Source organism: Rhodanobacter sp. G1 (genome assembly GCF_055397855.1).
Window position 1 is genome coordinate 2,151,260 of sequence record NZ_AP039674.1, and the last position, 13,586, is coordinate 2,164,845.

Consider the following 13,586-nt stretch of genomic DNA (forward strand, 5'->3'; position numbering starts at 1 on the left):
TCGCGTCAGCAGCAGGAAGTAGCCGACTTCGCGGAACGCGGCGCGCAGCACGCCGCGGCGGCGCCGGGCGCAGGCTGGGGCGCTTCGTTGAAGACGGGGATGTTGCCCAGCGTGTGGAAGTGTTCCCAGGCCACGCCCTGCGGGTCGGTGATCCAGTGCTTCTCGCTGCGCGCGTAGCAGCAGGTCGTGGTGCCTTCGTCGAGCAGCGCCATGTCAGCGGCCTGCGCGCGGGCCTTCAGCGTAGCGAGTTCGTCGGCGTCGTCGGTCTGGATGCCCAGGTGGTCGATGCCCGGCTTGTTGCCGCGCGTGGAGATGGCGAAGTTCACCGGCGGGTCTTCGAGCATCCACTTTGCGTAGTCGCCTTCGACACGCGCGGGCTGCGCGGCGAACAGTTGGGAGTAGAAGCCGATGCTGCGGTTCAGATCATCGACGTGCAGGTGGACGTGAAAGCGCTTCATGGGGATTTCCTTTCAGCAGGACTTGCAGGCAGAGGAGGATTCGGTGACTTCGCACGCACTGCCCTGGCAGCAGTGCTCGGTCATGTAGCCGAGCAGGCTGTTCATTTGCGCGAAGTCGGCGCGGTAGATCAGGTTGCGGCCTTGCTGCTCGATGGTGACGAGGCCGGCATGGGCCAGCTCCTTCAGATGGAAGGACAGGGTGTTGCGGGCCACGTCGAGCTGGTCGGCCAGGACGCTGGGCGTGAGCCCTTCGGGGCCGGCGACGACCAGGGCGCGGAACACGCGCAGGCGCTGGGTATGGGCCAGGGCACCAAGGGCGGAAACGGCTTGATCTTCGTTCATGGTTCGATAATACAACATTTATTGAATCATTGTGCAAGGAGCTAGCAAACAGAACCTCATGGCGTCCCGGCGTGCCGCCGTCGGGTTCGCGGGCTACGCCCCGCGCTTCGTGCCGAATCGCGGCCATTCGGCTTTGACCCCTGACGCCTCCGGCCCTCTCGGGCCTGCGCGCTCCGCTTGCCCCAAAAGCCGACTGTGTGCAGTGGGCGGGTGTGGGCGGTCTTGCTGTTCCCTTCACCGTATCACGGCGTTCTCGCCGTCAAGGGCGGCGCGCGCCATGCGCGCTTGCGTCCTGGCGGCCGTCTGCGACCCCTGACTGCTTGCGCTGCGCCGTGCTGGCGCCGGTTCCGGGCAATTCCGCCCGAGCAACCGGAGCACGATCATGTCGCAACTGACCCTCTCTCTCGATACCCCGCTGATGGTGCGCGATGGCCGTGGGCGCTATCGGCCGGCGGACGCCGACCAGATTCTGGAAGCCGCACGCCAGGTCATCGAACAGAAGATGCAGCGTGGCGCGACGTTCACGTCGCCGGAGGCGGTGAAGGACTACCTGCGCGCCAAGCTGGCCGGCTTCGAGCACGAAGTCTTCGCGGTGTTGTTCCTCGACACGCGCCATCGGCTGATCGACTACGTGGAGATGTTCCACGGCACGATCGACGCCGCCGAGGTGCATCCGCGCGAGGTAGTGAAGCAGGCGCTGCGACTCAATGCGGCGGCGGTCATCGTTTCGCACAACCATCCGAGCGGGAACCCCGAGCCGAGCGCGGCCGATAAGGCGCTGACCTCGCAGCTTCGGCAGGCGCTGGCGCTGGTGGACGTTCGCACGTTGGATCACATCATCGTCGCGGGAAGCCGTACCACGTCATTCGCCGAGCGCGGCCTGCTTTGACCCTTGGGGGCTTCGGCCCCCTTTTTTTTGCTGCGCCCGGCGGCGCAACTCCGGCCCTCGCGGGCCTACGCGTGCTGCGCACTTGCCGAAAACGGGACTGCGTGGAGGTGCGAGGGAGGCGGTCTTGCTGTTCCCTTCATCGTGCCACGGCGTTCTCGCCGTCAAGGGCGGCGCGCGCCATGCGCGCCATGCGCGCTTGCGTCCTGGCGGCCGTCTGCGACCCCTGACTGCTTGCGCTGCGCCGTGCCCCGGAAGGGTCGGGCAATTCCGCCCGGCATCCTTTCAGGAGTTCACCATGAACAACGCACTCATTACTGACGAGCAGCGCGTCGTGCTGCTGGCCAACGGCCGCGAATCGTTGGAGAACCCGGACTTCGATCCGGCCCCCGTGGTCAAGCTGTTCACGCCGGACGCCGGCGCGACCTGGCTGCTGACCGAGATTGATCCCGACGACCACGACCACGCCTTTGGTCTTTGCGACCTGGGCCTGGGGGCGCCGGAAATCGGCTGGGTCAGCCTGGGCGAGCTGGCGACGGTGCGCGGCGGGCTGGGCCTGCCGATCGAGCGCGACCTGTCTTTCCGCGCCGAGAAGCGGTTGAGCGTCTATGCGCGCGATGCGCGGCTGGCCGGGCGGATCGCTGTCTGACCTGGCCTTGGGAGCGCCGCAAGGCGCTCCTTGTGCTTTGTGCTTTCTCGACCATCGAAGGAGATCCATGCCATGAGCAGCCATCACGACTACATCATCGAAATCACCGCGCAGCACGATGCGCTCAAACCGTTCGCGCCGGAGAACGGCCAGCCCTTGCGCTTCAAGATCGGCGACGCGGTGATCTACACCAACGAGTACGGCGCACAGTTCCGCCGCCGCGTCACCGGGTTCTACCAGCCCACCGGGCTGTCGGGTCTGTACGCGCGCGGTGCGCGCTACCTGCTGGACTCGTCATCGCCGTGGATGCCGGTATTGGAATCCAGCCTGCGCCCTGACGACTCGGCGTGATGCCTACGCGCCCCTTGCGGGGCGCTGCGCGCTTTGCTTGCCTCCAGGGGAAAGCCCTGCGGGCTATCCCCGCCGCGCGGTGCTTGGCGCCCCTCAAAGACCGCCGAACCGGCTGCGCCGGATCGGCCAGACCGCAGCAGTCGCTGTCGAACACGCTTCCCCATGACCGGCGCATGAGCTTGTGCATCGAGCATTGAAGGCTGTGCGTCCCCGGCCAAGAAACATGGCCGGTCGCGCTGTCGTGCGCGCTGCGCATCGAGCCGCCTGCGGCGTCTCGCCCCTTCCGGGCTTCCATCGTTCCCTCGCTCCGCTCGGCTGACGCCTCCGGCCCGGCTTCCAGCTTCGGGCCTGCGCGCTTCGCTTGCCGTGCGGTCAGCGTGTTGGAGGGCCGTTGCCATGTCCAGCCGTCTCCCCTGACTTCATCACCTTGTCCGCGACTGTAGCCCGCGGCCGTGTGCCGTCAAGGCGCGCAGGGCCGTGTCCTCGGCTGCGCCTGCGGGCCGCACCAACCCTGCGCTTGCCTCCTTGACGGCCCTCGTTCGCGCGCTCCTGACCGTCGCGGGCGATGAACTCAGGAAAGACGGTGGCAACAGGGCCAACCGGGTTCCTCGTGCCGACCGCACCAAACAGCCGAAAGGCTGGGCTCCGAATCTAGGAATCCGGTGTGCGGTGAACAGCAAACCTTTTTTCTTTGTCAGGAGAAATGCCATGCAACTCGCATCCCGCTTCGCTTCCCGTTCCCCGATGCTGCGTTCGGAACGCCCCTTGTCCGACGACCAAATCCGGGCCGTGGCCCCGTCCATCTTCGCGGACGCCCCGCACGAAAGCCGCTCCGAGCGGTACAGCTACATCCCCACTGCCACGGTGTTGCAAGAACTGCGCGGGGAAGGCTTCGAGCCTTTCATGGTGACGCAGACCCGCGTGCGCCACGACGACCGCCGCGACTACACCAAGCACATGATCCGGCTGCGCCACGCCAGCCAGATCAACGGCCGCGAGGCCAACGAAATCATCCTGCTGAACTCCCATGACGGCACCAGCAGCTATCAGATGCTGGCCGGGATGTTCCGCTTCGTTTGCAGCAATGGGCTTGTCTGCGGCGACACCGTGGCCGACGTGCGCGTGCCGCACAAGGGCGACGTAGCCGGACACGTCATCGAAGGCGCTTACGAAGTCCTGCACGGCTTCGACCGGGCGCAGGAATCCCGCGATGCTATGCGCGCCATCACGCTCGACGCCGGGGAATCGGAAGTGTTCGCCCGCGCTGCGCTGGCGTTGAAGTACGACGAGGACAAGCCCGCGCCCATCACGGAATCGCAAATCCTGATGCCGCGCCGCCATGACGACGACCGCCGCGACCTGTGGAGCGTATTCAACCGCACGCAGGAGAACTTGACCAAAGGCGGCCTGTCCGCCCGCGCCGCGAATGGCCGCCGCCAGACCACCCGGCCCGTGCAGGGCATCGACCAAAGCGTGCGCCTGAATCGCGCCCTGTGGCTGCTGGCCGATGGCCTGCGCCAGTTGAAAGCCTGAATCCCCACGCGGCAGGGGCAGGCAGCAGCCCTTGCCGCTTCTCTCGCTGCTGCATCCCAACCGCTAGGAGAAATCACCATGAACGCCGTACTCAAAACCGAAGCCGTCGCCATCGAAGCCGCTGCACCGCTGGAAGTGGCCGACCCGACCAAGAACCTGATCTTGGTTCCCCTCTCGCAGTTGCTGCCGCGCCGCTCCAAGCGCAACGTCCGCACGACCCCGCGCCAGTCCATCCCCGAACTGGCCGCGAGCATTGCCCGCATCGGCCTGCTGCAAAACCTGATCGTCATCCTTTCCGCAGATGGCGAGGCTTACGAGGTGGTGGCAGGCGACCGCCGCCTGACCGCCTTGAAGCTGCTGGCGAAGAAGAAGCGCATCCCCACCGACTACGAAGTGCCGTGCCTACAGGTGCCCGATGCCTCGGCCCGCACCGTCAGCCTCGCCGAGAACGTGCAGCGCGAGAACATGCACCCCGCCGACCAGTTCGCGGCCTTTGCCGCGCTGGTCAAGGAAGGCCGACCCATCGAGGACATTGCCGCCGACTTCGGGGTGTCCCCGCTGGTGGTGCAGCGCCGCTTGAAGCTGGCGAACGTCTCGCCGCGCCTGATGGCCGATTACCGGGCCGGTGGCGTGACGCTGGAACAGTTGATGGCCTTGACCATCACCGACGACCACGCCGCGCAGGTAGCCGCGTTCTATGCTGCGCCGGAATGGCAGCGCAGCCCGTCCAAGCTGCGCGAGCGCCTGACCGAGCGCGAAATCAACGCCACGCACGCGCTGGTGCGCTTCGTCGGGCTGGACACCTACCGGAAGGCAGGCGGCGGCGTCCGCCGCGACCTGTTCGCCGAAGGTGATGCCGGAACCTACCTCACCGATACCGGAGTGCTGGAAACGCTGGTGCGCGACAAGCTGGAAACGCTGGCCGAGGACGTGCGCGCCGAGGGCTGGGCATGGGTGGAGGCCGTGCCGCATCTGGCCTACGAGGAACGGCAGGCGTTCCAGAACGCCCCGCGCCACCGCCGCGAGCCGACCACCCGCGAGGCCCGCCGCATCGCCTCGCTGAAAAACCGCCTCGAAAAGATCGACGCCGAACTGGAAGATGCCTGCGACGCCGAGGACGAGGCCAAGGCCGAGAAGCTGGAACAGCGGCGCGATCAGGTGGTCGGGGAACTGCAAGACGCGGAGGATGCCTTGCAGGGCTATGCCCCCGAGGTGCGCGAGGTGGCCGGTGCCATCGTCACCATCGACCGCAACGGCGAGGCCGTCATTCATCGCGGCCTGCTGCGCGAAGCCGAGGCCAAGGCGCTGCGCACGCTGGAAAAGCTGCGGCGCGGTTTCGGCAGTGCCGAAGGCGAAGCCGCCAACGACGAGCACGAGGACGCCGACGACGCGCCCAAGGCCGCGAGCCTGTCCGACCGGCTGGCGCAGCGGTTGAGCGCCCACCGCACGGCGGCGCTGCAAATCGAAGTCGCACGGCATCCGCACGTCGCGCTGGCCGCGCTGGTGCATGGCATGGTGCAGACCGTCTTGCAGCCCGACGCCTACGGCGATGGCCTGCCGCTCGGCGTGCGCCTCACGACGCAAGACCGACTGGAAGGCATGGCCCCGGACTGGCCGGAATCGCCCGCCGCCGTGGCGCTGCGCGAACTGCAACAGGTGGCCGGTGAAGCCTTGCCGGAGGACAGCGCCGAACTGTTCGCCGTGCTGCTGGCGAAATCGCAAGACGAACTGGTGCGGCTGCTGGCCGTGTGCGTGGCTTCCACGGTGGACGTGGTGACGCCTCGCGCCACGGTGCAGCAACCCGGCGAGGAACTGGCGCAGGCCGTGGGCCTCGACATGGCCGCATGGTGGAAGCCGACCGCAGAAGGCTACTTCAAGCACATTTCCAAGGCCGTGATTCTGGATGCCGTGGCCGCGTTTGCACCGGAATCCGTCACCCGACTGGCGAAGTTGAAGAAGGCCGACATTGCCAGCGAAGCCGAACGGCTGGCCGATGGCACGGGCTGGATGCCCGCCATCTTCAAGGCCGAAGGCCCGGAAGCTGCGCCGGCGGAAACGCAGGCGCAGGACGCCCCGGAGGATGCCGATGCCGTGGCGGATGAACCCGCAGAGGCGCTGGCCGCTTGACCCGCGCCGAAGGCAAGCGCCCCGGCCTCGACCGGGGCGCTTCGCTGCAAGGAGAAGCCCCCATGACCCGCACCACCACCAGCCGCCCGCGCATGGCGGCGATCTACGCCCCCGGCACGGTGCGCGTCCGCCGCTGGCACGGCGACGGCGACGTGCGCGGCTACCGCCCGCGCTCGGGCTGGTCGGCCCTCGCCGACCTCACTGACATTCACCCCATCACGGGCCGCGCCTTGCCGCGTGCCGTGTGGTGGCTCATCGAGACGAAGGAGTAACCGCGTTCACAGCCGAGTCGGAACGCCGCCGCCATCACGGAAGTTCAGGCGGCGGCGTTGACGTGACCGGGCTTCCCGCCCGGCAATAGCAGGCCCGCATGGGACTGCAAGCCGAAGCGCCCGCAGTGCGCAGGAATCACCAGCAGTTTTCGGCTTGCCGAGTGCATAGCCCGCAGCGTAGGCCGCGCCCATTTCATCAGAGGCATGTCCGCGTTTCCTGTTTGGAAATCTGGAACGGCCTGGGCGTGTCGGCGCACAGCGCCGCCGGGCTTTCGGGCTGCGCCCCGTGCCGACTTCGCTGTCACGGCCATTCGGCTTCAATCCCTCACGCCTTCGCGCCTGCGGCGCTGCGCGCTGCGCTTGCCTCCAGGGGAAAGCCCCGCGGGCTATCCCCGCCGCGCGATGCTTGGCGCCCCTCGATGCAGCCGAACCGGCTGCGCCGGATCGGCCCGGCCAGCGCCCCGCCGCAATGGACGGGGCGCTGGCGAACACGCTGGCGCTCGCTGCGGCAGGTTGTGCAGGTGCGTGCCGTCCTCAACGCTGGCGGTTCCTGCCCATCACGTCACGAAGGACGGTTCACGGACAACCCGCCCGGCATCGCTATGGAGCTTCCACGCCACGCCTCAAGACCGGCGCCGCAAGGTGCGGCGGGGACGTTCTCACTTGTCGTCGGATGGTTGACCTGGCCCGCGTCAGCGGGCGAGCCGGAGAAGCCTTCGGGCGGGGATGCCGAGTCGGCCCCATCTCCTTTCGGAGCGGTTCGGCCCAAGGCGTCCTTGTCTCGTTGTGAATCCTGGCGGTGGCACGGCTGCGCCTCGGGCTTCATGGCTGCAACCGTCCGGCGAAAACAATTTCCCCGCCGCTGCGCGGCTTCCTCGCGCAGCAAATTCTTTTCGCCTCCCGGCTCTCCACTGCGTTTCGACCGCAAGCGGTGCAGCCAGCCCGTCCCCCGCCGGTCGGATCACAACAAGGACGCGATGGGCGCGAACCTTGTTCAACCGAAAGGAGAAAACATCATGGCCAACATCGGTACCTTCACCGCAGACAAAGACGGCTTCACCGGCACGCTGCGCACCCTGACGCTCAACGTCAAGGTCAAGCTGGTTCCCAACGACAAGGGCAACAGCGAGAACGCCCCCGACTTTCGCCTCCAGGCCGCCGGCCACGACATCGGCGCGGCGTGGAACAAGACCAGCGAAGCCGGACGGGAATACAAGTCCGTGACCCTCGACGATCCTTCGTTCCCGGCGCCGGTCTATGCCCGCCTGATCGAAGGCGAGGACGGCACGCACGACCTGATCTGGTCGCGCAGCAAGCCCCAGGCGGCGTGACCGCCGCAGCGCCCCGCCCACCGCGGCGGGGCGCTGTGCTGCTGTTCGCAGCACATCACCGCGTCACGCGCGCGGCTTTGCCGCATCGCGTTCCTTCAACACCGCCTCCAGCTCCTGGCGCACCTGCGCCAGCAGCTCGTCGGCCTTGTGCGGGCTGTCGCCCGCGTAGGCCAGCGTCAGCAGCGTGAGCGGGTGGATCTCCATCACCTCGCACAACTCGGCCAGCTTATGCAGGGTCGGGCTTTTCAGGTCGCGTTCGAGGGTGCTCATATAGGTGCGACTGGACACGTCAGAGAAGGCTTCCTGGCTCAAGCCACGCGCCTTTCTAACTGTCTTCAACGCCTTCGCCAATGAGTTCCCTGCCGCCACCTATGGTTTCCCTCGAAAAACCAAGATGACAGCCCATTGCGCCCTATAGGACTACAATCTATAGTGTTCATTTGGTGTTCTACGTTTTTGTGCCTTTACGGAAATCCGCATCGGCGGGTTCCAGCAAAGCCACGCAAGCGCATCCGTGCTTGCGCACGAAGGCGTAAATCCGGTTTGGCGGTTCTGCGCTTCAACGTGAAACCGCATCCGTGCATCATTGGATTTGTGGGATTGCCGACCATGCCCCAGCCACTCGCCACCGTCCCGGAGCGCGCGCAACTGCTCGCCAACGGCGAGGCTCGTGCCGCTGGCCAGGCCATCGACCCGGTGCCCGTGGTGCGGCTGTTCACGCCGGACGCGCATGTGACCTGGCTGCTGGCCGCACTCGATCCCGCCGATGGCGACACCGCCTGGGGCCTCATCGACCTGGGAATCGGAATGCCGGCGCAAGGAACCGTCAAGCTGTCTGAGCTGGCCGGCATCGTCGGGCCGCGCCGGCAGCCCGTGATGCGCGACCTCTATTTCCGCCCCACCCGCACGCTGTCGGAGTACACCCGGCTGGCCGAGCGCGACGGAGCGATCCCGGACTGAATACGGCCTACTGTGACTTTTTCAGTCTGGTGTCATACCGGGTAAGTCTCAATCGAGATTCTTGCGGCGTAGCCCCACCAGTCTGACCCAAATAGACAGGATGCTTGGCGCGGATTGCGGCAGGCTGGCTTGTGCAGTGTCCCCGGTCGTGGCGCTGCCGCCGCAGCATTGAGACGAATACCGCAACACATCGGAGCCAATCGGTCTTGACAGCCCCATCCGCCTTTTTAACCCATGACGTTCCGACGAGGGCGATGTAGCGCGTAGTTCTTCCGTGGCGGCGAGTCCTGTTCGCAGGAGGAGGCGTCATGGTCAATCCTCATCACCTCGCGCATTGGTATCCCACTGCCGCATACCTGTATGTCTTTTGGCTGGATGCGCTCGCGCTCGCTTGGGAGTACCTGCGCAGGCATCCCGACTACCGGCTCGACTGGCTACGCCGTCATCGCCGGCCTGATGCAGCGCATCGCTGGGGTTTGCGTCTGCTGGAAGACCCGGCACTGGATGCGCGTGACGCGCATCCAGCTTGGCTGCCTGGTCATGCTGCCGTGGTGCAGCTCTACCCCGACGCTGATCCGCCGCAGGATGCCACCGCCTTCGCGTTCTGGCGCATCCCCGGCCACAAGCAACTGTTCCACGACGGCAAGAAGCTGGCGCTGATCGCGCGCAGCCCAGGCCATTGCCTGCGCTTTGCGCTGGCGCCCGGCCTGGAAGACGGCATGGCCGTGGCCTATGCCCAACGGAGCGGCACTGCCGCCCCTGTGCGCGGTCATGCACGCGGGGCGACCTTCGCTGCCACCACGCCCAGGCCAACACCTTCCGCGCTGCTGGAACTGCACACCTTGCAGGCGCTCGACGCGACCCTCGCGGGTGCGTCCTTGCGCGATGTGGGCGAAGGACTGTTCGGTGCCGACGCCGTGGCCGACTGGTACAGCGACGGCGGCCTGCGCTCGAAGGTGCGCCGCCTGGTGCGGCGCGGCGATGCGCTGATGCGCGGCGGCTATCGCCACCTAGCACAGCTTCCGCCGCTTGAGAAGGGTCGTTTTGATGTGGACGCAAAACGACCCTGAGTAGAAGGGCCGCGTTTTCTGAGACTGCCTCCATCCGGTCGCGCTGTGTGGCCGGGCGCTTTCAACCGATGGAGGTTCACACCATGCGTCCCGCTCCCTTGCGGCCTGCCGCCACTGTCTCGACCACTGCCGCGCAGCCCCAACGCTATCTCACCAACGACGAAGCCGCCGAATACCTGCGCCTGTCGCCGCGCACGCTGGAAAAGCAGCGCGTAATTGGCGGCGGCCCGCGCTTTCGCAAGTTCGGGCGGCGCGTCATGTACGCCGTGGCCGACCTCGATGCCTGGGCCGCCGACCGCAGTTTCGAGACGACTTCCGATCCCGAATACGCCGAGCACCACTCGGCCGACAGCCGTGCGCGCTGATCGGCGGCGCGCGGCAGGCCATCGCCATGTCCAGCACCGCGCTGCCGTCCCGGCAGCGGCCGTTGCAGGAGCGCGAACAGCTCGACCTGTTCCGCGCCTTGCCCGGCGACATGGCGCCGCGCGACAGCCAGGATTTGATGGCCTATCCGTTCTTCTCGCTCGGCAAGTCCAAGCGGGTCAAGCCCATCGACTTCCGTGCGGGCAACGTGACGATCCGCGTAGAGGGCACGCAGGAGCACGGCATCGCCACGATTTGGGATGCGGACGTGCTGATATGGGCGGCCTCGCAGATCGTGGAAGCGAAGGACGCGGGCCTGCGGCCGTCGCGGCTGATGCGCGCGACGCCCTACGAGATCCTGCGCTTCATCGGGCGCGGCAAGTCGCTGCGCGACTACCAGCGCCTCAAGGCCGCGCTGGATCGCCTGCAATCGACCACGGTGGCCACGTCCATCCGCGAGACGACCGGGCGGCGCCTGCACCGCTTCTCGTGGATCAACGAATGGAAAGAACTGGCCGATCCCCGCGGCACGCCGCTGGGCATCGAGCTGATCCTGCCGGACTGGTTCTTTGCAGGCGTGCTCGACGCCGCCCTGGTGCTGACCATCGACCCGGCGTATTTCCGGCTCACCGGCGGCATCGAGCGGTGGCTGTACCGCCTGGTGCGCAAGCACGGCGGCAAGCAGGCATACGGCTGGCAGTTCGACTTTCGCTATCTGCACCAGAAGTCCGGCAGCACCGCGAAGCCCTACGACTTCGCCTGCGATCTGCGCGCGCTCGTCGCGCGGCAGTCGCTGCCCGGTTACGTCCTGGGCATCGAGCGGATGCCCGACAACGGCATGGAGCTGCTGACGTTCCGGCCCGTGCCGCAGACGGCACGGGGATAACTTCGGGAAAACCTGTGAATGGTGTCGTGCTATCAGGCGTGCGGGGTATCGTGCTATCAGGCGTGGGACTATCGTGCTATCAGGCGTGCCGATCGTCCGCAAACCCGCGCCAGCATTGGGTTTGCGCGGCCTCTAACTTCCCTAACTTAATTTCTCTAACTTTTAGTAGGGAAGCGCCGCAGCGGTGGACAACCACCACGCGGCCACAAGCGCAGCAGCAAAAGCCCGGCTTTCCAACACGGAGGGCCGCGCCATGATCGTCGCTCTGCTCAACCAGAAAGGCGGCGTGGGCAAGACCACGCTCGCCACGCACATCGCCGGCGAGCTGGCGATGCGCGGCCAGCACGTCGTCCTGCTGGACGCCGACCCGCAGGGTTCATCGCTGGACTGGACACAGCGCAGAAGCCAGCAAGGCTTGCCACGGCTGTTCAGCGCCGTGGGCCTTGCACGCGAAACGCTGCACCAAGAGGCGCCAGAACTCGCCAGGCGGGCCGATCACGTCATCATCGACGGCCCGCCACGCATCGCGGCACTGGCGCGCTCCGCGCTGCTGGCGGCCGAGCGCGTGCTGATCCCCGTGCAGCCCAGCCCCTACGACCTGTGGGCCAGCGCCGAGATGGTGGCGCTGATCCGCGAAGCGCAAGTGTTTCGGCCTGCGCTGCGCGCGGCCTTCGTCATCAATCGGCGCGTCAGTACCACCGTGATCGGGCGCGAAGCGCGCCAGGCGCTGGCCGACCAACCGCTTCCTGCGCTGCGCGCGGAAGTGCATCAGCGCATCGTGTTCGCTGACAGCGTGGCCGCAGGCCGGCTTGCACGCGAGACGGCGCCGGACAGCGCCGCCGCGCGCGAAATCACCGCGCTGGTGGACGAACTGCTGCGGTGGCCGACATGACAGCGAAGCCGCCACCTCGCGCAAAGCGCGTCGGCATCGGCGCGCGTCCACCTGCGAATCCGCACGCCGAGGCGTGGATTCGCCAGGGCGATGCCGATGCACTTGGCAAGGGCGACCTCTACACGGCTCGCCTGACCCTCGACATCACGCCCGCGATGCGGGCGCGCATCAAGGTTTCGGCTTTCACGCAGGGCGTGACCGTGGCCGACCTGCTGCGCGGCCTGCTGGAGCGGGAGTTTCCAGAGCACCGCAGGGAGAACACCCCATGACCGCATCCGCTTCGCCTGCCGCTGGCGCGGCCACGGCTGCGCTCGCAGCACCTTCCGGCCATCCTGCCAGCGCGCCGCTGACGCGCGTGGCGCTGGCCTACATCGAACCACGCTTCAAGCTCTACCTGCGCTTCGGCGAACCTGCGCGCACGCACCAGCTCAACCGCTGGCGGCGCTGCGCCGTGTTCCTGCCGGGTGCCATGTTGTGCCGCATCCGGTGGGAGGCCAACGACTACGGCACGATCCGCTGGCAGCTCATGGTGATGCAGGCTTGCACGCCGCTCGACGCGGCGCAGCGCATCCCCGGCGTGCAGCCGGGCGCACGCCTGCTGCTGCACGCCGAAGGCGAAAACGCGGTGCGTGCCGTGCTGAAACGCATCGACGGCATCGACGCACAGAGCATCGCCGCCATCGACGTGTCGCCCGCGTATTGGCGCACGCTCGCCAACCGGCTCGCGGCGCGCCTGCCGCTGCCCGAATACACCGCAGAACGGCACGCCGCCTGGCTGGCCGGGAGGACATTCCCATGACCGCGATTTCCACGACCGGCCCCGCGCCGCATCCTCGCTCGCGCCTGCGCGCTCGCATCGTGCTGGCGGGCTTCACCGCCGCCGGCCTCGCTGCTTTGGCCTGGGCGGCGTTCGTGCAGCCGCTGCCGCGCCTGATCTACAACCCGTCCGACAGCGTGGCGGTCGGCTGGTATCGCGTGCAGCCGCTCGACCATCGGGCGGCCTCGCTGCCACGTCCTTTGTCCGTGGACAGCATCGTCCTGACCCGATTGCCTGCCGACGCTGCCGCGCTCGCTGCGCAGCGCGGCTACCTGCCGGCCCGCGTGCCGTTGCTCAAACGTGTAGGCGCGGTCGCGCCGCAACACGTTTGCATCGTCGCCGGGCAGGTACGCATCGACGGCGTGCCGGTGGCCGCCGCGCTGCCTGCCGACCGGCTGGGCCGGCCGCTGCCATCCTTGCTGCTTTGCCGCCGCCTCGAACCGGGCGAGCTGTTCCTGTTGAGCGTGACGAATCCGGCCTCGTTCGACAGCCGCTATTTCGGCCCGGTCAGCGCGTCCGCCGTGATCGGCGTCGCGCATCCGGTGTGGATGGAGACACGCCCATGATGGCCGCCGATTCGCTGCACGTCGCCGTGCCTCTCATCGTGCCATCGGGCATGTCGTTCCGGCTGCTGCCGCCGTGTCGTCGC

Annotated in this window: 18 protein-coding genes; 15 read left to right on the top strand and 3 right to left on the bottom strand. The window is 67.4% G+C overall.

Going from position 1 to position 13,586, the window contains the following annotated elements:
• Window positions 1-5: 5 nt before the first annotated feature.
• Complete coding sequence (locus ACZ5Z2_RS09700; protein WP_151023888.1) at window positions 6-458, bottom strand: ArsI/CadI family heavy metal resistance metalloenzyme; 453 nt, start codon at window positions 456-458, stop codon at window positions 6-8.
• Window positions 459-470: 12 nt separating this feature from the next.
• Complete coding sequence (locus tag ACZ5Z2_RS09705) at window positions 471-800, bottom strand: ArsR/SmtB family transcription factor (RefSeq protein ID WP_151023889.1); 330 nt, start codon at window positions 798-800, stop codon at window positions 471-473.
• Between the two features lie 382 nt (window positions 801-1,182).
• Here ACZ5Z2_RS09705 and radC point away from each other — a divergent pair, with 382 nt between their 5' ends.
• The 7 genes from radC to ACZ5Z2_RS09740 all read left to right on the top strand — a co-directional run bounded on the left by radC (window position 1,183) and on the right by ACZ5Z2_RS09740 (window position 7,949).
• Window positions 1,183-1,689 carry a RadC family protein gene (gene radC / locus ACZ5Z2_RS09710; protein ID WP_130561452.1) on the top strand — a complete coding sequence of 169 codons (507 nt, stop codon included), beginning with the start codon at window positions 1,183-1,185 and terminating at the stop codon, window positions 1,687-1,689.
• 295 nt (window positions 1,690-1,984) lie between these two features.
• Window positions 1,985-2,335: a DUF2958 domain-containing protein gene (locus ACZ5Z2_RS09715; RefSeq protein WP_130561451.1), complete on the top strand. Its 351-nt coding sequence runs from the start codon at window positions 1,985-1,987 to the stop codon at window positions 2,333-2,335.
• A gap of 72 nt (window positions 2,336-2,407) precedes the next feature.
• Entirely contained in the window at window positions 2,408-2,686 is a 279-nt protein-coding gene (locus tag ACZ5Z2_RS09720) for a hypothetical protein (protein WP_057386265.1), read from the top strand.
• Window positions 2,687-3,394: 708 nt separating this feature from the next.
• Window positions 3,395-4,219: a DUF932 domain-containing protein gene (locus ACZ5Z2_RS09725; protein ID WP_057386264.1), complete on the top strand. Its 825-nt coding sequence runs from the start codon at window positions 3,395-3,397 to the stop codon at window positions 4,217-4,219.
• Window positions 4,220-4,297: 78 nt separating this feature from the next.
• Window positions 4,298-6,346 carry a ParB/RepB/Spo0J family partition protein gene (locus ACZ5Z2_RS09730; RefSeq protein ID WP_151023890.1) on the top strand — a complete coding sequence of 683 codons (2,049 nt, stop codon included), beginning with the start codon at window positions 4,298-4,300 and terminating at the stop codon, window positions 6,344-6,346.
• 62 nt (window positions 6,347-6,408) lie between these two features.
• On the top strand, window positions 6,409-6,618 hold the full coding sequence (locus ACZ5Z2_RS09735) for a hypothetical protein (protein ID WP_151023891.1): 210 nt from the start codon (window positions 6,409-6,411) through the stop codon (window positions 6,616-6,618).
• Between the two features lie 1,016 nt (window positions 6,619-7,634).
• A complete protein-coding gene (locus tag ACZ5Z2_RS09740) occupies window positions 7,635-7,949 on the top strand; it encodes a DUF736 domain-containing protein (RefSeq protein WP_151023892.1) in 315 nt (104 codons plus the stop codon).
• A gap of 63 nt (window positions 7,950-8,012) precedes the next feature.
• On the opposite strand, the gene ACZ5Z2_RS09745 is transcribed toward ACZ5Z2_RS09740, so the two are convergent.
• Window positions 8,013-8,318, bottom strand: a complete 306-nt coding sequence (locus ACZ5Z2_RS09745; RefSeq protein ID WP_058907051.1) for a helix-turn-helix domain-containing protein — start codon at window positions 8,316-8,318, stop codon at window positions 8,013-8,015.
• A gap of 240 nt (window positions 8,319-8,558) precedes the next feature.
• Here ACZ5Z2_RS09745 and ACZ5Z2_RS09750 point away from each other — a divergent pair, with 240 nt between their 5' ends.
• The 8 genes from ACZ5Z2_RS09750 (at window position 8,559) to ACZ5Z2_RS09785 (ending at window position 13,503) form a co-directional block, all read left to right on the top strand.
• Complete coding sequence (locus ACZ5Z2_RS09750; protein WP_151023893.1) at window positions 8,559-8,909, top strand: DUF2958 domain-containing protein; 351 nt, start codon at window positions 8,559-8,561, stop codon at window positions 8,907-8,909.
• Between the two features lie 308 nt (window positions 8,910-9,217).
• A complete protein-coding gene (locus tag ACZ5Z2_RS09755) occupies window positions 9,218-9,979 on the top strand; it encodes a DUF2285 domain-containing protein (protein WP_151023894.1) in 762 nt (253 codons plus the stop codon).
• A gap of 83 nt (window positions 9,980-10,062) precedes the next feature.
• Window positions 10,063-10,344: a helix-turn-helix transcriptional regulator gene (locus ACZ5Z2_RS09760; protein ID WP_151023895.1), complete on the top strand. Its 282-nt coding sequence runs from the start codon at window positions 10,063-10,065 to the stop codon at window positions 10,342-10,344.
• Between the two features lie 26 nt (window positions 10,345-10,370).
• Entirely contained in the window at window positions 10,371-11,228 is an 858-nt protein-coding gene (locus ACZ5Z2_RS09765) for a replication initiator protein A (RefSeq protein ID WP_058907048.1), read from the top strand.
• Between the two features lie 253 nt (window positions 11,229-11,481).
• Window positions 11,482-12,120, top strand: coding sequence for a ParA family partition ATPase (gene parA / locus ACZ5Z2_RS09770; RefSeq protein ID WP_033834762.1), 639 nt, complete (start codon window positions 11,482-11,484; stop codon window positions 12,118-12,120).
• Entirely contained in the window at window positions 12,117-12,389 is a 273-nt protein-coding gene (locus ACZ5Z2_RS09775) for a hypothetical protein (protein ID WP_003111892.1), read from the top strand. Before parA ends, ACZ5Z2_RS09775 begins: the two co-directional genes overlap by 4 nt.
• Complete coding sequence (locus ACZ5Z2_RS09780) at window positions 12,386-12,919, top strand: DUF2840 domain-containing protein (RefSeq protein ID WP_073665909.1); 534 nt, start codon at window positions 12,386-12,388, stop codon at window positions 12,917-12,919. The genes ACZ5Z2_RS09775 and ACZ5Z2_RS09780 overlap by 4 nt, the downstream gene beginning before the upstream one ends.
• Window positions 12,916-13,503: a S26 family signal peptidase gene (locus tag ACZ5Z2_RS09785; protein ID WP_073665908.1), complete on the top strand. Its 588-nt coding sequence runs from the start codon at window positions 12,916-12,918 to the stop codon at window positions 13,501-13,503. Before ACZ5Z2_RS09780 ends, ACZ5Z2_RS09785 begins: the two co-directional genes overlap by 4 nt.
• Window positions 13,504-13,586: the final 83 nt, after the last annotated feature.

What these genes read in the sequence shown, in the direction of transcription:
- ACZ5Z2_RS09700 (WP_151023888.1), bottom strand. Translation starts at nt 458, where the DNA reads ATGAAGCGCTTTCACGTCCACCTGCACGTCGATGATCTGAACCGCAGC.
- ACZ5Z2_RS09705 (WP_151023889.1), bottom strand. Translation starts at nt 800, where the DNA reads ATGAACGAAGATCAAGCCGTTTCCGCCCTTGGTGCCCTGGCCCATACC.
- radC (WP_130561452.1), top strand. Translation starts at nt 1,183, where the DNA reads ATGTCGCAACTGACCCTCTCTCTCGATACCCCGCTGATGGTGCGCGAT.
- ACZ5Z2_RS09715 (WP_130561451.1), top strand. Translation starts at nt 1,985, where the DNA reads ATGAACAACGCACTCATTACTGACGAGCAGCGCGTCGTGCTGCTGGCC.
- ACZ5Z2_RS09720 (WP_057386265.1), top strand. Translation starts at nt 2,408, where the DNA reads ATGAGCAGCCATCACGACTACATCATCGAAATCACCGCGCAGCACGAT.
- ACZ5Z2_RS09725 (WP_057386264.1), top strand. Translation starts at nt 3,395, where the DNA reads ATGCAACTCGCATCCCGCTTCGCTTCCCGTTCCCCGATGCTGCGTTCG.
- ACZ5Z2_RS09730 (WP_151023890.1), top strand. Translation starts at nt 4,298, where the DNA reads ATGAACGCCGTACTCAAAACCGAAGCCGTCGCCATCGAAGCCGCTGCA.
- ACZ5Z2_RS09735 (WP_151023891.1), top strand. Translation starts at nt 6,409, where the DNA reads ATGACCCGCACCACCACCAGCCGCCCGCGCATGGCGGCGATCTACGCC.
- ACZ5Z2_RS09740 (WP_151023892.1), top strand. Translation starts at nt 7,635, where the DNA reads ATGGCCAACATCGGTACCTTCACCGCAGACAAAGACGGCTTCACCGGC.
- ACZ5Z2_RS09750 (WP_151023893.1), top strand. Translation starts at nt 8,559, where the DNA reads ATGCCCCAGCCACTCGCCACCGTCCCGGAGCGCGCGCAACTGCTCGCC.
- ACZ5Z2_RS09755 (WP_151023894.1), top strand. Translation starts at nt 9,218, where the DNA reads ATGGTCAATCCTCATCACCTCGCGCATTGGTATCCCACTGCCGCATAC.
- ACZ5Z2_RS09760 (WP_151023895.1), top strand. Translation starts at nt 10,063, where the DNA reads ATGCGTCCCGCTCCCTTGCGGCCTGCCGCCACTGTCTCGACCACTGCC.
- ACZ5Z2_RS09765 (WP_058907048.1), top strand. Translation starts at nt 10,371, where the DNA reads ATGTCCAGCACCGCGCTGCCGTCCCGGCAGCGGCCGTTGCAGGAGCGC.
- parA (WP_033834762.1), top strand. Translation starts at nt 11,482, where the DNA reads ATGATCGTCGCTCTGCTCAACCAGAAAGGCGGCGTGGGCAAGACCACG.
- ACZ5Z2_RS09775 (WP_003111892.1), top strand. Translation starts at nt 12,117, where the DNA reads ATGACAGCGAAGCCGCCACCTCGCGCAAAGCGCGTCGGCATCGGCGCG.
- ACZ5Z2_RS09780 (WP_073665909.1), top strand. Translation starts at nt 12,386, where the DNA reads ATGACCGCATCCGCTTCGCCTGCCGCTGGCGCGGCCACGGCTGCGCTC.
- ACZ5Z2_RS09785 (WP_073665908.1), top strand. Translation starts at nt 12,916, where the DNA reads ATGACCGCGATTTCCACGACCGGCCCCGCGCCGCATCCTCGCTCGCGC.